The organism is Billgrantia sp. Q4P2 (genome assembly GCF_052806135.1).
In genome coordinates this window covers 30156-46243 of record NZ_JBRBAI010000007.1, presented here as the reverse complement: position 1 = coordinate 46243, position 16088 = coordinate 30156, and the positions used below count along the sequence as shown (strand labels likewise).

12 protein-coding genes are annotated in these 16088 nt (G+C 66.5%); 7 read left to right on the top strand and 5 right to left on the bottom strand.

All coding sequences use genetic code 11. The features are described from left to right. Positions 1–74 precede the first annotated feature (74 nt). From ACUY1T_RS13515 to ACUY1T_RS13495, 5 genes are all read left to right on the top strand, one after another. Positions 75–1328, top strand: coding sequence for an efflux RND transporter periplasmic adaptor subunit (locus tag ACUY1T_RS13515; protein ID WP_446023616.1), 1254 nt, complete (start codon positions 75–77; stop codon positions 1326–1328). Beyond that, positions 1325–4432, top strand: coding sequence for an efflux RND transporter permease subunit (locus ACUY1T_RS13510; protein ID WP_446023614.1), 3108 nt, complete (start codon positions 1325–1327; stop codon positions 4430–4432). The genes ACUY1T_RS13515 and ACUY1T_RS13510 overlap by 4 nt, the downstream gene beginning before the upstream one ends. Then, on the top strand, positions 4429–5853 hold the full coding sequence (locus tag ACUY1T_RS13505; protein ID WP_446023612.1) for an ATP-binding protein: 1425 nt from the start codon (positions 4429–4431) through the stop codon (positions 5851–5853). The genes ACUY1T_RS13510 and ACUY1T_RS13505 overlap by 4 nt, the downstream gene beginning before the upstream one ends. 12 nt (positions 5854–5865) lie before the next feature. Further along, positions 5866–6585, top strand: coding sequence for a response regulator (locus ACUY1T_RS13500; protein WP_446023610.1), 720 nt, complete (start codon positions 5866–5868; stop codon positions 6583–6585). Positions 6586–6670: 85 nt separating this feature from the next. Beyond that, entirely contained in the window at positions 6671–7330 is a 660-nt protein-coding gene (locus ACUY1T_RS13495) for a hypothetical protein (protein ID WP_446023608.1), read from the top strand. A gap of 75 nt (positions 7331–7405) precedes the next feature. Here the strand turns inward: ACUY1T_RS13495 and ACUY1T_RS13490 are convergent, their stop codons facing one another. The 3 genes from ACUY1T_RS13490 to ACUY1T_RS13480 all read right to left on the bottom strand — a co-directional run bounded on the left by ACUY1T_RS13490 (position 7406) and on the right by ACUY1T_RS13480 (position 10646). After that, positions 7406–8725 carry a TRAP transporter large permease gene (locus ACUY1T_RS13490; protein WP_446023606.1) on the bottom strand — a complete coding sequence of 440 codons (1320 nt, stop codon included), beginning with the start codon at positions 8723–8725 and terminating at the stop codon, positions 7406–7408. Continuing rightward, a complete protein-coding gene (locus tag ACUY1T_RS13485) occupies positions 8722–9318 on the bottom strand; it encodes a TRAP transporter small permease subunit (protein ID WP_446023969.1) in 597 nt (198 codons plus the stop codon). Before ACUY1T_RS13485 ends, ACUY1T_RS13490 begins: the two co-directional genes overlap by 4 nt. A gap of 116 nt (positions 9319–9434) precedes the next feature. Beyond that, positions 9435–10646, bottom strand: coding sequence for a TRAP transporter substrate-binding protein (locus ACUY1T_RS13480; protein WP_446023604.1), 1212 nt, complete (start codon positions 10644–10646; stop codon positions 9435–9437). A 488-nt stretch (positions 10647–11134) separates the two neighbouring features. Here ACUY1T_RS13480 and betT point away from each other — a divergent pair, with 488 nt between their 5' ends. Next, positions 11135–13180, top strand: a complete 2046-nt coding sequence (gene betT, locus ACUY1T_RS13475; RefSeq protein ID WP_446023603.1) for a choline BCCT transporter BetT — start codon at positions 11135–11137, stop codon at positions 13178–13180. Between the two features lie 136 nt (positions 13181–13316). Beyond that, positions 13317–15062, top strand: coding sequence for a C4-dicarboxylic acid transporter DauA (gene dauA / locus ACUY1T_RS13470; RefSeq protein WP_446023601.1), 1746 nt, complete (start codon positions 13317–13319; stop codon positions 15060–15062). Positions 15063–15070: 8 nt separating this feature from the next. On the opposite strand, the gene ACUY1T_RS13465 is transcribed toward dauA, so the two are convergent. Further along, on the bottom strand, positions 15071–15490 hold the full coding sequence (locus ACUY1T_RS13465; protein WP_446023599.1) for a secondary thiamine-phosphate synthase enzyme YjbQ: 420 nt from the start codon (positions 15488–15490) through the stop codon (positions 15071–15073). Positions 15491–15646: 156 nt separating this feature from the next. Then, positions 15647–16084, bottom strand: coding sequence for a cupin domain-containing protein (locus ACUY1T_RS13460; protein WP_446023597.1), 438 nt, complete (start codon positions 16082–16084; stop codon positions 15647–15649). Positions 16085–16088: the final 4 nt, after the last annotated feature.

Below are 16088 nucleotides of genomic sequence, written 5' to 3'. Positions count from 1 at the left end.
TGCACGTTTCGTGACCATTGGCTGCATCGCCTTGCGCGATGCTGCCTGGGCCCACAGTCCGTCGCGAGCCCTCGATGCCAGCCTCCTCTCTTCTCTCCATGCCCACTCTCCGCGGCGCAGACGTGCGCCAGCGTGGCCGCTTCACCCTCGGCGCGCTGCTCGCCGTGCTGGTGCTGGCCACTGGGGCAGCCGGCGCATGGTGGCTGGTCTCGCAGCCACCGCGTATCGAACGCCGTGCGCCAGTGGAAACGCCGACGGCCCTGGTCGACACGGTGCTGGCGCAGCGTCAGGCGGCCGCCCCGGCGCTGTACGGTTTCGGTCGGGTCGTTGCCGAGCGCGAGGCACGCCTCGCCAGCCGGGTCGCCGGCGAACTGCTCGAGTTCACGCCCGAGGCCCTGCCCGGCCGCGTGGTGGAAGCCGGCAGCCCCCTGGTACGGCTCGACGATGCCGACCTGCGCCTGAACCTGCGCGAGGCCGAGGCCACGCTGGCACAGGCCGAGGCGCAGCTTGCCATGGAGCGCGGCGAGCAGCAGCGTGCCGAGTCCGAGTACCGCAGCTTTGGACGCGAGCTGACCGCCGAGCGCCGTGCCCTGGTATTGCGTGAACCGCAACTGCGTCAGGCCGAGGCGGAAGTGGAGCGGGCCCGGGCCGCCCGCGACCGGGCCCGGCTGGAGCTGGAGCGCGCCACGCTCGCAGCACCCTGGCGTGGCATGGTCCAGGCCAGGCTGCTGGGTGCCGGCAGCATGGTGGCCAACGGCACCGAGGTCGTCCACCTAGTCGACGTCTCGCGCTTCTGGATACGCGTCTCGCTGCCCGGCGAGGCGCTGGGCTGGCTGAAAGCCGCCGACGACGCAGGCCCGGGCAGTTCGGTGAGCCTGTCGACACGCACCTGGCCCGGCGGCGAAGCGCGTCATGGTGAGGTGATCGCCATGCTGCCGACACTGGAAGAACAGGGCCTCCAGGCTCAGCTGCTGGTGGCGGTGGACGATCCGCTGGGATTGGAGAGTGACGCGCCGGCCCTGCGCCTGGGCGACGTGGTGCGCCTGGAGTTCGATGCTCGCCCCCGCGATGGCCTGTTCGCCCTGCCTGCCGCTGCCCTGCGCCCCGGGGACATGCTCTGGGTGCTCGATGATGAGGAGCGACTGCGTCGACGTACGGTGGAGGTGGTGCACCGCGGCGAGACGCGCGTCCTGGTCGGCGCCGGCCTCGAGGAGGGCGAGCGGGTGGTGACCTCCCAGCTCGGCCAGCCGCGCGAGGGCATGCGCCTGCGCCCACGCATCGCCGACCGCGAGCGCCCGGCCGGTGAGCAACAGGTGCCCCGCTCATGATGCGCCGCGGCCCCATCGCCTGGATGGTACATCACGGCGTCGCCCCCAACCTGCTGATGGTGCTGCTGATTGCCGGCGGCCTGCTCGCATCGCTTGCGATCAAGAAAGAGGTCTTTCCCGAGTTCGAACTGGAGATCGTCCACGTAGCGATCGGCTATCCCGGCGCCACGCCCGAGGAGGTCGAGCGCAGCCTGCTGCTGCCCATGGAAGCGGCCCTGGCCGATGTCGACGGTATCGACGAGATGACCGCCACCGCCAACGAGGGTGCCGGACGTGTTTCACTGAGCCTGATCGACGGCGTCGACGTGATGCGCGCCTACCAGGACATTCAGCAGGCGATCAATGCCATCACCAACCTGCCTGCCGCCGCCGACCCGCCGCGCTTCAGCCTGGCCGGCCGCTCGCGCAGCGTCATGAGCCTGCAGGTACACGGCTGGGCCGATGAGAGGCTGCTGCACGACGTCGCCGAGGAGCTGCGCGCCGAGCTGCAGGCCGCTCCCGGTATCTCGCGTGTCGAGCTTTCCGGCAGTCGCGAGCGCGAGATCCAGGTGCTGCTCGATGCCGAGGCCATGCATCGGCATGGCCTCGATCACCGCGGCCTGGCCGCGCGTATCGCCGACGAGGCCCTTGATCTCGCCAGCGGCCGGCTGGCAACGGCGGAAGGCGAGTGGCTGGTGCGCTACCAGGGCCGGCGCGACGAAGCACGCGAGTTCGCCGAGCTGCCATTGGTAGGAACCACCGATGGCGGCCAGCTGCACCTGGGCGATGTCGCCCGTGTCGTCGACGGCTTCGCCGAAAGCGACCGCGAGGTGCTCTACAACGGTGCGCCTGCGCTGAGCCTGGAGGTCTACCAGATCGGCAACCAGACCCCGATCGGCATCTCCGACGCCGTGCAGACTCAGCTCGATCGGCTGCGTGCCGGCCTGCCCGAAGGGGTCAGCCTGAGTGTGTCCCAGGACAGCTCCGAGATCTATCGCGACCGTCTCGACCTGCTACTCAAGAACGCCTGGCTGGGCCTGGCGCTGGTGCTGGTGCTGATGGCGCTGTTCCTCGAAGCGCGCCTGGCGTTCTGGGTCACGCTGGGCATTCCCACCGCCTTCCTCGGTGCCATGCTGTTCCTGCCCTGGCTCGGGGTATCGATAAACATGATGTCGATGTTCGCCTTCATCATTGCGCTGGGCATCGTGGTCGACGATGCCATCATGGTCGGCGAGAACATCCACAGTTACCGCGAGCAGGGCCATTCGCTGCGTGAGGCCGCGGTACGCGGCGCCCGCGAAATGGCGGTGCCGATCACCTTCGCCATTCTCTCCAATATCGTCGCCTTCCTGCCGCTGCTGTTCCTGCCGGGCTTCCTCGGCATGATCTTCGCCGTCGTCCCGCTGGTGGTGGTCACGGTGTTCGTGGTGTCGTGGCTGGAGGCACTGTTCATCCTGCCCGGGCATCTGGCCCATCGCGCCGGCGGCCGCGAGCCGAGCCCTTGGCTCAGGCCGCTGGATCGCCTGCGCCGTACCCTGCAGGGCGGCCTTGCCCACTTTACCCAGCAGCGCTTCGAGCCCTTCCTGCAGCGCGCCCTCGACCTGCGCCTGCTCACCGTCAGCCTGGCCATTGCCGTGCTCACCCTGGCCATCGCCTGGAGCATGAGCGGCCGCATGGGCTTCTCGCTGATGCCACGGGTGGAGTCAGACCGGGTCCAGGCCACGGTGACCCTGCCGGTAGGCAGCCCCATCGCCGATGATCGGCGGATTCGCGACCACCTGCTCGACGCTGCCATGGCGCTCACCGAACGCGATGCCGGCCCGCGCTTCGCCAATACCCGAGCCCAAATCGACGGCGACCGCCTGACCGTACGCCTGACCCTCGCCCGCGAAAGCCTCGACGCCTGGCCCCCTTCGCGAGTGGCACGAGCCTGGCGCGAGGAAGCCGGCGACATTCTCGGTGCCCAAGCCGTGCGCTTCGAGTCGGATTTCGGCGGCCCGGGGGCCGGTGCCGGGCTCACCCTGCGCCTGTCGCACCCCGACAGCCGCGCGCTGGAAGCCGCCGCCACGCGGCTGGCCGACGAGCTGGCCGAGTTCGACGGGCTGACCGATATCGACAGCGGTCTGGCCGACGGCAAGCCACAGCTCGAACTGCGGCTATCGCCGGAGGGCCGCGCGCTGGGACTCACCGGCGCCGACCTCGCCGCCCAACTGCGCGGCCCACTGCAGGGCGTCACCGCCATCGAGCAGTTCGTCGGGCGCCACGAGATCAGCGTCGCAGTACGCCTGCCAAGCGAAGAGCGCGACAGCCTGGGGCATCTCTACCAGTTGCCGATCCGCACGCCGGAGGGCCTGGAGATACCGCTCGCGCGGATCGCCGAGATCCATCTCGGCCGCGCCGCCACCACGCTGGAGCGGCTCGATGGCCGGCGCCAGATCAGCGTCACCGCCGACACCGACAGCGACGCCCGCATCAACCAGGTAGTGACTACCCTGCAGGCGGAGGTCTTCCCCGCCCTGCGGGTCGCCTGGCCGGGGCTCGAGCTAACCCTGGGCGGCCGTCAGCAGGAAACCGCCGAGAACGTTTCGGCGCTGAGTCAGGCCACCTGGCTGACGCTGATCGCGCTGTATGCCCTGCTGGCGATCCCGTTTCGCAGCTATCTTCAGCCGCTGCTGGTACTGGCGGCGATACCTTTCGGCATCATCGGTGCCATGGCCGGCCACGCGATCATGGGCTTCGGTCTCTCGGTCATCAGCCTGATGGGCATGCTGGCGCTCTCCGGCGTGGTGATCAACGACGCCCTGGTGCTGATCGACTATGCCAACCGGCGGCGGCGTGAAGGGTTCGGCGCCCGCGAGGCGATCGTCGCCGCGGCGACCCGTCGCCTGCGACCGATCCTGATGACCACCATGACCACCTTCCTGGGGCTCGCGCCGATGATATTCGAGACCTCGCGCCAGGCCCGCTTCATGATCCCCATGGCCATCTCGCTGGGCTTCGGCATGCTGTTCGCCACTCTGATCCTGCTGGTGCTGGTACCCTGCTTGTATCTGATGCTGGAAGGCCTGCGTGAACGATGGGGACACCTGACCAACGCCCACCCTACCCAGGAGCCGACTCGATGAGGCCACGCTTCCCCCGCCCGCCCTTCTCGCACCTGGGCGTCAAGCTGTTCGTCATCATCCTGTCGGTCAACGTGGTGATCGCCGGGCTGGTGTTCCTGTCGGTCTCGCGCAGCCTCGACCGCGGGTTTCTCGAGTACCTCGAGACCACCCAGGCCAGCCGCGCCGAGACCCTGGCCGAAGGGTTGGGCCAGGAGTGGGCGCGCCGCGACGGCTGGCAGTGGCTGCGCGACTCGCCGCCGGCCTGGGAGCGGCTGGTGCGCCAGCAGCTGTGGCCCGGCGAGCGGCCGCCCCACGGCATCGAGCGTCGCCTGGGCGATGCCCGCGACTTCGTGCTGCATGATGCCGAGGGGCTGCCGGTGATCGGCCTGCCCCCGGACGATCGCGAAATGGCCGCCGAGCTGCACTGGCTACCCATCGAGTACCAGGGCCAACGGGTCGGCACCCTCGGCTACCGCCCGCCGCAGCAGTTGATGGCGCGTATGGACCGTATCTTCCTGTCCCGCCAGCAGCGCAACCTGGGCATCATCGTCGCCGCCCTGGGCCTGGCCTCGCTGCTGCTGGCCGGCGGCCTGGCCTGGTGGCTGGGGCAGCGCACGCGCAGCATGGCACTCGCCACCCGCAGCCTGATCGAGGGCGATTACAGTACCCGTCTGTCGGAACGCGGCCGCGACGAACTCTCGCGCCTGGCGCGCGACTTCAACATGCTGGCCGCCACCCTGGAGGCCAGCCGCGAGGCCCGCAATCGTTGGGTTTCCGACATCGCCCACGAGCTGCGCACGCCGCTGGCGGTATTGCGCGGCGAGATCGAGGCCATGCAGGATGGCATTCGTCCGCTCAATCAGGACAACCTGCACTCTCTCTCGCAGGAGGTAGGCCAGTTAGAACGCCTGGTGGCCGACCTGCGCCTGCTCTCCCAGAGCGATGCCGGAGCACTCGAGGTACAGCTCGCACCGCTCGACCTGGCGGCGAGCCTCACCTCGCGCCTCGAAGTGGCCAGTGGCTGGCTCGACGATTGCGGCATGGCCCTTTCCACCTCGATCCAGGGGCCGGCCTGGATCCGTGGCGATGACAGGCGCCTGAGACAGCTGTGGACCAACCTGCTCGACAACAGCTGCGCCTATACCACTTCGCCGGGACTGCTCGAGGTCCGTCTGGTCCAGGAGCCGGGCCAGGTACGAGTGATCTGGCAGGACAGCCCGCCGGGTGTGCCCGAGGCCGCACTTGGCCGACTCACCGAACGACTCTACCGGGTCGAAGGCTCACGCAGCCGCGCCAGCGGCGGTAGCGGCCTGGGGCTCTCCATTGCCAGCGCCCTGGTCAAGAGCCACGGTGGCACCATGCAGGCCTCCCCCTCCCCCTTGGGTGGGTTATGCTGGACCATCGAGTTTCCAGCCCTGGATGCCGAAGAACGGACCCCATGAGGAAAGGCGCCCATGCACGACACCGAAGCCCCACGCGACACCCTGCTGATCGTCGAGGACGAACCCAAGATAGCGCGCCTGGTTGCCGACTACCTGGAGGGCAGCGGTTTCGCCACCCGGCATATCGACCACGGTGACCAGGTGCTGCCTTGGCTACAGAAGCAGCACGTCGACGAGCAACTGCCGGCGCTGGTGCTGCTCGACCTGATGCTGCCCGGCATCGACGGACTCACCCTGTGCCGGGAGATTCGTCAGCGCTGGCCTGATGTGGCGATCATCATGCTCACCGCACGGGTCGAAGAAGTGGACCGCCTGCTGGGCCTGGAGCTCGGCGCCGACGACTATATCTGCAAGCCGTTCAGCCCGCGCGAGGTGGTGGCCCGAGTCAAGGCGGTGCTGCGCCGCAGCCAGGCACTGCGCGACCCCACCTCGGTCAGCGGCAGCCAGCTCGCGCTCGACGACGAGGGCTGGCGGGCGCTGGCCGACGGTCAGGATCTGGGGCTCACCGCAGTGGAGTACCAGTTGCTCAAGGTGATGATGCAGGCGCCCGGGCGCATCTTTACCCGCGACCAGCTGATGGATCGCATGTACCGCGATCATCGCATCGTCTCCGAGCGCACCGTCGACAGCCACGTCAAGAAACTACGTCGCAAGATCAGTGAGGTCTGGCCCGAACGCGAGATCATCCGTTCGGTTTACGGAGTGGGCTATAAGTACCAACCTGAAGAGTGACCTTGCTTCTTTCACGTTTGCTGCAAGTTGGTTGCACAGGGCTGTACGACACTGCAAGCATCAACCCAAGCCAAGGAGTGCCCCCATGCTGCGTTTCAACGCCACCCGAAACCTGCTGATTCCCTCCCTGCTCGCCATGGCCATCGCGCCCATGTCGCTGGCAGCCGTCGCCGCCCCCGCCAAGAGCGATGGCGGCTGGCACGAGCAGCGTCATGAGCGCTTCGAGGAGCGCCGCCAGGAACTGTTCGAGCGCGCCGGACTCGACGAGGAGACCCGCAGCGCCCTGGAAGAAGCCCATGGCGAGCACATGCAGGCCCTGCGCGAGCTGCACGAGCAGCACCGCGAGCGAATGGACGAGATCCTCGACGAAGAGCAGCGCGAAGCCCTGCGCGAGGCCAAGCGCGAGATGCGCCAGGAGCACCACGCCGAGCGTGGTGGAGATCGCCGCCAGGTCATGCAGGAACGCCTGACCACCCTGGTCGATAGCTGGGAACTCTCGGACGAGGAGCGCGAGCGCCTGACCGAACTGCGCGAATCCCTGTATGCCGACATGCAGGAACTGCGCGGCCAGGAGTTCGACTCACGCGAAGAGCGCCGCGAGGCATGGCAGTCGCTGCGCGACGAGCATCGGGAGGCCCTCGGCGAGGTGCTGACCGAAGAGCAGATCGCCGCCATCGAAGCCTTCATGCAGCCCCGCCACCACAGGGGCCACGGCAAGCATCATGGCGAACGCCAGCGTGACTGAGATTGATCACCAAGGCGGAAACGCAGCGGGCCCGGCATAGTGCCGGGCCCGCTGCGTTTCCCGTTGCCAGAGGGCTCAGTTATAGAGCACGCCCGGCAGCCAGAACACGATGCCCGGCACCATGTAGAGAATGAACATGGCGACGAACACCATCAGCAGGAACGGAGCGATGCCGATGAAGATATCGCCCAGCTGTATGCCTTTGGGCGCAATGCCCTTGAGGTAGAAGGCCGACATCGCCATGGGCGGCGTAAGGAACGAGGTCTGGATGTTGAGCGCTACCAGCACGCCGAAGAACAGCGGATCGATGCCGAACATGTGCAATAGCGGCAGGAAGATCGGTACGAAGATGATGATGATCTCGGTCCACTCCAGCGGCCAGCCGAGGATGAAGATCATCAGTTGTGCGAGCAGCAGGAACTGCAACGGCGTCAATGACAGCCCGCTGATCCAGTGCTCGATCAGCGAGTGACCGTCGAGCAGCGAGAACACCGAAGAGAATATCCACGAACCGACGAACAGCCAGCACACCATGGCGCTGGTACGCGCGGTGAGGAACACCGCCTCCTTGAGCCGCTGCCAGGTCAACTGACGGTAGGCCGCCGCCAGTATCATGGCGCCCAGCGCGCCGATGCCGGCCGCCTCGTGGGGTGTGGCCAGGCCGAAGAGGATAGCGCCGAGCACCGACATGATCAGCACGAACAGCGGCACGAACGAGGTCAGCAGCCCCCAGTAGACTTCGCCGAGCGGTACGTCTAGCTTCTCCGCCGACAGCTTGGGCGCGACCTTCGGATTGATCATCGCCCGCCCCATGACGTAGAGAATGTAGAGCCCGGCTAACAGTAGCCCGGGGATCAGCGCCGCGGCATACAGGCGTACCACCGAGACCCCCGCCATCGCCCCGTAGAGGATCAGCATGATGCTCGGCGGGATCAGGATGCCAAGACAGCCCCCGGCGCAGATCACGCCGCTCGACATGCGCTTGTCGTAGCCGGCATTGAGCATGGCCGGCAGCGCCAGCAACCCCATCAGCGTCACCACGGCCCCGACGATGCCGGTGGCGGTGGCGAACAGCGCGCAGGTGATCAGGCTCGCCACCGCCAGCGAGGCCGGCATGCCCCGCGCGGCGAGCTGCAGGCTGCCGAACAGGCGATCGAGGATGTTGGCCCGTTCGACCATATAGCCCATGAACAGGAACAGCGGCACGGCGATCAGCACGTCGTTGGACATCACGCCGTAGGCACGCTGCACCAGCAGCGGGAAGATGATATCGCCGATGGCGAAATAGCCGAAGCCGATGCCCATGGCGATCAGCGTGAAGGCGATGGGGAAGCCGAGCATGATCAGGATGACCAGCATGCCCAGCATCAGGATTCCGATTTCCGGCTCGCTCATGGCTGCTTGTCTCCTGGCTCTTGCTGGGCGGCCTTGATCTCGGCCTCCTTGTTGACGGGAATCTCTATCTCCTCGACGTCCTCCAGGCGTCGCGGCCACTTGCCGTGCTTGAGACACAGGATGCAGCGGGTCACCTCGGCCAGGCCCTGGATCGCCAGGAAGGCGCCGCAAGCGGGTATCACGAACTTGTAGGGCCAGATCGGCGGCCCACCGGGTGTGAAGGAGCTGTGCTCGTTCTGGCGGAACGAGACGGCAAAGAAGTCCCAGCCGCTCCACACCAGTGCCAGGATGCCGGGATAGAAGAACAGCAGATAGAGCGCCAGCTCGAAGCCCGCCTGCACACGGGCGGGAAAGTAGCGCGATACCACGTCGGCGCGTACATGGGCGTTGTGGGCCAGCGCATAGGCCCCGCTCATCATGAACAGCGTGCCGTAGAGCATGTAGCTGGTGTCATAGGCCCAGGTGGTCGGCGACCTCATGGCATAGCGCATGAAGACCTCATAGCTCACCACGAAGGTCAGGATCAGGATCGCCCAGGCGAAGGCCTTGCCCACCCATGTGCTGAGATGGTCGATGAAGAACACGAAACGCATGGTCACCTCTCACCTCCCTGCGCCACCCACCAGGGCGGCGCAGGGACGGACACGAAACCCGGCAACGTCCTGCACCGGGGCCATATGGTTGGCCGGGCCCGGCAGGGCCCGACGGCTCACAGGATGGTGGAGGTGTCGGTGGGCGATTTACCGTAGAAGTGCACGTAGGCCGGCTCCTTGGGCGTGGTGTGCTCAAGGTGATAGCCCACTACCCGTTCGCAGTATTCGCGCTGGTGATCGACCACCTTCTTGAAGAACTCGTCCTGCGATTCGTTCTCGATCACCGTATTCCACGCCTCGAGCTGGGCCTGTAGCACCGAATCGGGCGTGATGTAGGTCTGCACCCCCTGCTGCTCGCGCATGGCCTGAAGATCGCGCGGATAGCGCTCCATGGCCTTCCAGTACATCTCGGAGGAGGCCGCCTTGGCGGCGTACTGCAGGATCGCCTGGAACTCCTCGGGCAGGCTGTCGTGCTTGGTCTTGTTGAAGATGATCTCGAAGGATTCGCAGTCCTGGTGGTAGCTGCGCAGCATCCAGGTCTTGCTGACATCGGGAAAACCGAGCAGGCGATCCGAAGAGGGGTTGTTGAACTCGGCGCCGTCGAGCAGGCCGCGGTCCATGGCCGGCACGATGTCGCCACCGCCCATGATGGTTACCGCCGCACCGAACTCGCGCATCAGGTCGGCGGCCAGCCCCACGGTGCGATACTTGAGCCCGCGCAGGTCCTCGGCGCTGCGAATCGGCTCCTTGAACCAGCCCAGCGCCTGGGTCGGCATCGGTCCGGTGAGATAGCCGACCAGCGGCAACTCGAGCCTCTCGAGCAGCTCCGTGTAGAGTTCCATGCCGCCGCCGGTCCAGTACCAGGCGAGGAACTGGTGCGCGTCCCAGCCGAAGGGCGGCGGCGTACCGAACAGCGAGAAAGCCTTGTGCTTGCCGTACCAGTAGGCCGTCACCCCGTGGCCACCGTCGAGCGCCCCCGAAATGACGGCGTCCTGCAGTTGCAGCGCCCCGACAACGGCGCCAGCCGGTAGCAGGTTCAGTCGCAGGCGGCCGCCCGACATCTCGTTGACGATGCGCACGTAGTCGGCCGCAAACTCGTGGAAGATATCCTGGTTGGGCCAGGTACTCTGGAAGCGCAGCGTGGTGGTCTGGGCAACGGCAATGCTGGGAAAGCCCACCGCGGCCGCGGCACCGGCACCCACCGCGGCTGCCGAACCGGTGAGGAAACGGCGCCGCGAGGTGTCGGTGGATTGGCTGTTGGTGGATTGGCTGTTGCTGGCGGTTTGCCCTTCGGCCTGTACCGCGGGCGTGTTCTTGTCTTGAGCCATTAGATACTCCGGAAACTATTATCGTTGTACTTCTGGCTGCCGAGCCGACGCGGGCCGGTCGCACAGTCATCCCGAAGCCTCCCTGCCGATGCTTGGTGCAGCGTTCACCCTTCCCTGAGACGCAGTCGGTTACATCAGGTATAGCTGGAGTAAGCGCAGGCGCAAGCGCTGCTTCCTATGTTCAATTAACGCTCTAGCCGAATCTGTTAACGCAGGGTTGAAGGCCTTGGGCAAAGCGCGTATTTTATTTGAACGTTCATTCAACAATAAGAGCGACTTTCCGCCTTGAAGTCGTCAGCCCTGACACCGTTACCCACCCCCGCGGCATCTACGCGATTCTCTCGGCCTCGACAGTCGTCGACGGTCTTGTCAGGTCTGAAACATGGGGCAGTCCTCCGGCGTGCTTTCGATTGTGAGGAACAATCCTCAGCACGTCTCGGCAAGGAGCAGGCGGGAAGGTGCATTCACTCGGAAAGGAGTTCTCCCGCATGACGCAGAGCCTATCCAACGAGCGGCGCGACCGGCTCAATCCCGTGGTGTTCCACGGTTCGGTGGCCGGCATCCTGGTCTTTCTCGTCCTCACCATGACCTTCACCGAGCAGGCCGGCGCCTTCTTCGATGCCGGCCTGGCCTGGGTCAGTGAAACCTTCGGCTGGTACTACATGCTGGCGGTACTGGCCTATCTGGTCTTCGTCATCGCCATCGGCATGTCACGCTTCGGCAGCATCCGCCTCGGCCCCGATCACTCGCGACCGGAATTCTCGACGCTGTCGTGGGCGGCCATGCTGTTCGCCGCCGGTATCGGCATCGACCTGCTGTTCTTCAGCGTCGCCGAGCCGGTCGCCCACTACCTGGCGCCGCCGGAGCTCGCGCCAGAAAGCCAGGAAGCAATGCGCGCCGCCGTGGTCCAGACCTTCATGCACTGGGGGCTCTCCGGCTGGGGGCTCTACGTGCTGATGGGCATGGCGCTGGCCTACTTCAGCTATCGCCATCGCCTGCCGCTGGCCATTCGCAGCGCGCTCTACCCGCTGCTCGGCAAGCGCATCCATGGCCCCATCGGCAACGCAGTGGACATCACCGCCGTGGTCTCCACCGTGTTCGGCATCGCCACCAGCCTCGGCATCGGCGTGATGCAGCTCAACTACGGGCTCAACTACATGTTCGACGTGCCCGAGAGCCTGTCGGTGCAGGTCATCCTGATCGTGCTGGTGGTAGTGCTCGCCACCATTTCGGTGGTCAGCGGCGTGGAGAAGGGCATTCGCCGGCTGTCGGAGTTCAACATGCTGCTGGCGCTCGCGCTGCTGCTGTTCGTGCTGTTCCAGGGCCATACCCTGAAGCTGCTCGACATGGCGGTGAACAACGCTGGCGACTACTTCACGAGCTTCGTCTCCAAGAGCTTCGATACCTACGCCTTCGCTGGCGACGAGGCCAACGAGTGGAAGATGTGGTGGACGATCTTCTTCTGGGGCTGGTGGATCGCCTGGACGCCGTTCGTCGGACTGTTCCTGGCCCGCATCTCGCGTGGACGCACCATCCGCCAGTTCGTCGCCGGCGCCCTCGGCATTCCGCTGGCGTTCATGATGGTGTGGATGTCGGTATTCGGTAACAGCGGCATCGAATTGGTGGCCAACCAGGGAGTCGTCGAGCTCGGCGAACAGGCTCTGAATACACCGCAGACCACCATGTACACACTGCTCGAATACTATCCTTGGGTCGGCCTCACCGCGGCCGTGGTCACCGTGCTGGGCATCGTGTTCTTCATCACCTCGGCGGACTCCGGTGCGCTGGTATTGGCAAACTTCACCTCGATCCTGTCGGACGTGAACCATGACGCCCCGATCAAGCTGCGCATCTTCTGGTCGGCAATGATCGGCCTGGTAACCGTGGCGCTGTTGATGGCGGGTGGCCTGGCGGCGCTGCAGAGCGCAGTGGTGATCACCGCCCTGCCCTTCTCGCTGGTGATATTTGCCATCATGCTCGGCATGTACAAGGCGCTCAAACTGGAGGGCAGCAAGGCCGAGGCACGCCGCCGCATCGCAGGCACCGCACCGGGCGGCGACTGGCGCGAACGCCTCGACCGCGCTCTGGACATCTCCAACCGTGCAGGTGCCGAGGCTACCATCGAGCACGCCATTCGCCCGGCGCTGACCCAGTTCGCCCAGGAACTGGAGAGCCGTGGCCAGGAGGCCAACGTGACCGAAGAGTTGCTCGAGGGTGAGTCGCTACCCTGCCTGACCCTGCAGGTGGATCTGGAGAATGCGGCGAGCTTCGTCTATCAGGTGTGTCCGCACCGCATGCGTACGCCGAGCTTCCTGCCGGTGGATGACGACTACTACGTGCGACTGGACGTCTATCTGGCCGAGGGCGGCACCGGCCAGGACCTCAACGGCTACACCCGCGGCCAGGTGATCGCCGACGTGCTCTCCGAGTACGAACGCCACCTGCACTTCCTCGCCCTGGCCGACGAGGACGGACAGGTGCAGGCCATGCCAGGCGCAGTGGGCGAACCACCGCAGGCTGTCAATCCGATCTGATCGACGGGTCCTGTCCTGCCACGGCGGTACCCACCGGGTACCGCCGTTTTCATGCGTTATCGACCTTGGCCGGCTTGTGGCAGCGCAACATGCAGGAGTAACGTTACCGTTACCTTGCCCAGCGTTCGGTACCGCCATGTCTCGCTCAAGACGCTCTCCCCGCTATCGGCCACCCCTCCCCTGCAGTGCCCTGCTTGCGGCCTGGCGCCTTGGCTATGGCCTGGCCGAACTCAAGCGCGACCTGCTCGCCGGCCTGACCATCGGTATCGTCGCCGTGCCACTCTCCATGGCGCTGGCCATCGCTACCGGCGTGCCGCCCCAGCACGGCCTGTATACCGCCATAGTGGCGGGGGCCATCATCGCGCTCACCGGTGGCTCGCGTTTCAACATCTCCGGCCCCACCGCCGCCTTCGTGGTGATCCTGTTTCCCATCGTCGCCAGCCATGGCCTCGGTGGGCTGCTGATCGCCACGCTGATGGCGGGGCTGATCCTGGTGGCACTCGGGCTGGCGCGGCTGGGCAACCTGATCCAGTTCGTGCCCTACCCGGTGGTGCTCGGCTTCACGGCGGGCATCGCCGTGGTGATCGCCTTGCTGCAGCTGCCCGACTTCCTCGGGCTCGAGGGCGTCGCGCTCGGCGACAGCACGCTGCACAACCTGGCGGAGATCGTCCGCGCCGTGCCCACGCTGGCCCCGGCCGAGTTCGGTATCGGGCTGCTCACGCTGGCCACGCTGGTTCTGTGGCCTCGGTTGAAATTGCCGGTGCCGGCGCCGCTGGTCGGCCTGGCGGTGGGCACGCTGGCGGCACTCGCCGTCACCCCGCTGGGCGTCGAGATCGAGACCATCGCCTCGCGCTTCAGTTGGGAATACCAGGGCCAGACGGGCAGCGGCATTCCACCCTTCGCTCCCGAGCTATTGTTGCCCTGGCGCCTGCCGGGTGCGGACGGGGCTCCGCTCACGGTGGACTTCGTCCTGATTCGCGAGCTGCTCGGCCCGGCGCTGGCCATCGCCATGCTGGCGGCCATCGAGTCGCTGCTCTGCGCGGTGGTGGCCGACGGGCTGACACGCACTCGCCACGACCCCAACGCCGAGTTGATCGGCCAGGGCCTCGGCAACATCGCCGCACCCTTCTTCGGCGGCATTACCGCCACCGCGGCGCTTGCCCGTACGGCCACCAACATTCGCAGCGGCGCCTTCTCACCGCTGGCCGCAGTGGTTCATGCGCTGGTGGTGCTGCTGGCGGTGGTGGCGCTGGCCGGCGTGCTCGCCCTGGTACCGATGACCGCGCTTGCCGCCCTGCTGTTCATCATCGCCTGGAACATGAGCGAGGCGCGCCACTTCGTACACACCCTGAAGAGCGCACCGGGCAGCGACGTGGCGATCCTGGTGATCTGTTTCCTGCTCACGGTGGTGTTCGACATGGTACTGGCGGTGGCGGTGGGCATCGGCCTTGCCGCAGCGCTGTTCATCCGCCGCATGGCCCACCTGACCCACGCCCGCCGCCTCGAACCCGGCAGCGACGACGAGAGCCGCGACCTGCCCCGCCAGGTGGCACTCTACGACGTCAACGGCCCGCTGTTCTTCGGCGCCGCGGAAAAGGCCGTGTCGTCGCTGCGGGTGGTGGACCCAGAGGTGCGCGTGGTGATGCTCGACATGCGCGACGTGCCGAGCCTGGATGCCACGGCCATCGTCGCCCTGCAATCGCTGGCCGAGGAGCTGCGCGCGCGCCAGGTGGGGCTGATCTTCATCGGCATGCCGGCGCGCATGGTGCTCAAACTCAGGCGTGCCGGCGTCAGGCGCCAGCCGGGCCAGTTGTCCGCCGTGCGTCACCTGGCCCAGGCCCGGCGGCTGGCCGAGCGCTGGCTGGCCGCCATGGCTAGCTGATGGGTCCGCTACTCGCCCTGTAGCGTGGCAATCAGCCGCCGCGCCCCGCCGTGGTCACGATGCTCGCCGAGCCAGATACCCTGCCAGGTGCCCAGTGCCAGGCGTCCATCGCGCACCGCCAGGGTAAGCTGGGTGCCAAGCAGGCTGAAGCAGACATGAGCGGGCATGTCGTCCGGCCCCTCCAGGGTGTGGCGGAAATAGGGCAGGTCCCCCGGGATGCGCTCGCGCAGGAAGGCGTCGAGGTCGTGGCGCACGTCGGGGTCGGCGTTCTCGTTGAGCGTCAGCGAGGCCGAGGTATGCAATAGCTGCAGGTGCAGCAGCCCTACGCTCACGTTACGCAACTCGGTGACGGCTGCCGTCACCTCATCGGTGATCAGATGAAAGCCGCGCGAACGCGGTGCCAGGCGCAGTTCCTGCTGATGCCACATGGTCGAGTTCCTTGTGAGGGATTACCCGCCATGCTAGCGTGCTGCCTCGCCATCGCAAGGCGCACCGTCCCCATCCCCGACGAGTCACGCCGGCTCTGTACCGGACGGTGCGGTTGTACGAAGTCGCCTTGACTCCGCGCAACCGCACCTAGGGGGTTATTCGCTTGCCACCGTGGTGGGCTGGCCCTGGGCCGCGGCGAACACCACCAGGACCCTGGCCTCGCTATCGGTCACGTTGAAGAGCTGATGATCCCGGTTGAGCGCCTCGATGTAGGCCTCTCCCGTACGGTAGGTGTACGGGTCGCCGCCTTCGGTGCGCAGCTCGACCTCACCCTCGAGAACGTAGACGTAGGCGGGTACCGGGTGCTGGTGCAGTGGCGTCCGGCCGCCAGGCTCGATGGTGCCGATCACGGAGACGATCTCCGGCGCTCCGTCGGGCCAAGCGATGGCATCGCCGTCTCGGGTTTCGGTCGTCTTCAGCACCGCTTCGGTCTCGAACCCTGCCGGCAGGGCATCGTCCTGGGCGAATGCACCGATGGGGATGGCCGCAACCAGCCCAACGGTCAGTGCGATCGGTGTGATGATTGTTTTCATGTCG

Coding starts and splice junctions, on each gene's coding strand:
- ACUY1T_RS13515 (WP_446023616.1), top strand. CDS start 75: ATGCCAGCCTCCTCTCTTCTCTCCATGCCCACTCTCCGCGGCGCAGAC.
- ACUY1T_RS13510 (WP_446023614.1), top strand. CDS start 1,325: ATGATGCGCCGCGGCCCCATCGCCTGGATGGTACATCACGGCGTCGCC.
- ACUY1T_RS13505 (WP_446023612.1), top strand. CDS start 4,429: ATGAGGCCACGCTTCCCCCGCCCGCCCTTCTCGCACCTGGGCGTCAAG.
- ACUY1T_RS13500 (WP_446023610.1), top strand. CDS start 5,866: ATGCACGACACCGAAGCCCCACGCGACACCCTGCTGATCGTCGAGGAC.
- ACUY1T_RS13495 (WP_446023608.1), top strand. CDS start 6,671: ATGCTGCGTTTCAACGCCACCCGAAACCTGCTGATTCCCTCCCTGCTC.
- ACUY1T_RS13490 (WP_446023606.1), bottom strand. CDS start 8,725: ATGAGCGAGCCGGAAATCGGAATCCTGATGCTGGGCATGCTGGTCATC.
- ACUY1T_RS13485 (WP_446023969.1), bottom strand. CDS start 9,318: ATGCGTTTCGTGTTCTTCATCGACCATCTCAGCACATGGGTGGGCAAG.
- ACUY1T_RS13480 (WP_446023604.1), bottom strand. CDS start 10,646: ATGGCTCAAGACAAGAACACGCCCGCGGTACAGGCCGAAGGGCAAACC.
- betT (WP_446023603.1), top strand. CDS start 11,135: ATGACGCAGAGCCTATCCAACGAGCGGCGCGACCGGCTCAATCCCGTG.
- dauA (WP_446023601.1), top strand. CDS start 13,317: ATGTCTCGCTCAAGACGCTCTCCCCGCTATCGGCCACCCCTCCCCTGC.
- ACUY1T_RS13465 (WP_446023599.1), bottom strand. CDS start 15,490: ATGTGGCATCAGCAGGAACTGCGCCTGGCACCGCGTTCGCGCGGCTTT.
- ACUY1T_RS13460 (WP_446023597.1), bottom strand. CDS start 16,084: ATGAAAACAATCATCACACCGATCGCACTGACCGTTGGGCTGGTTGCG.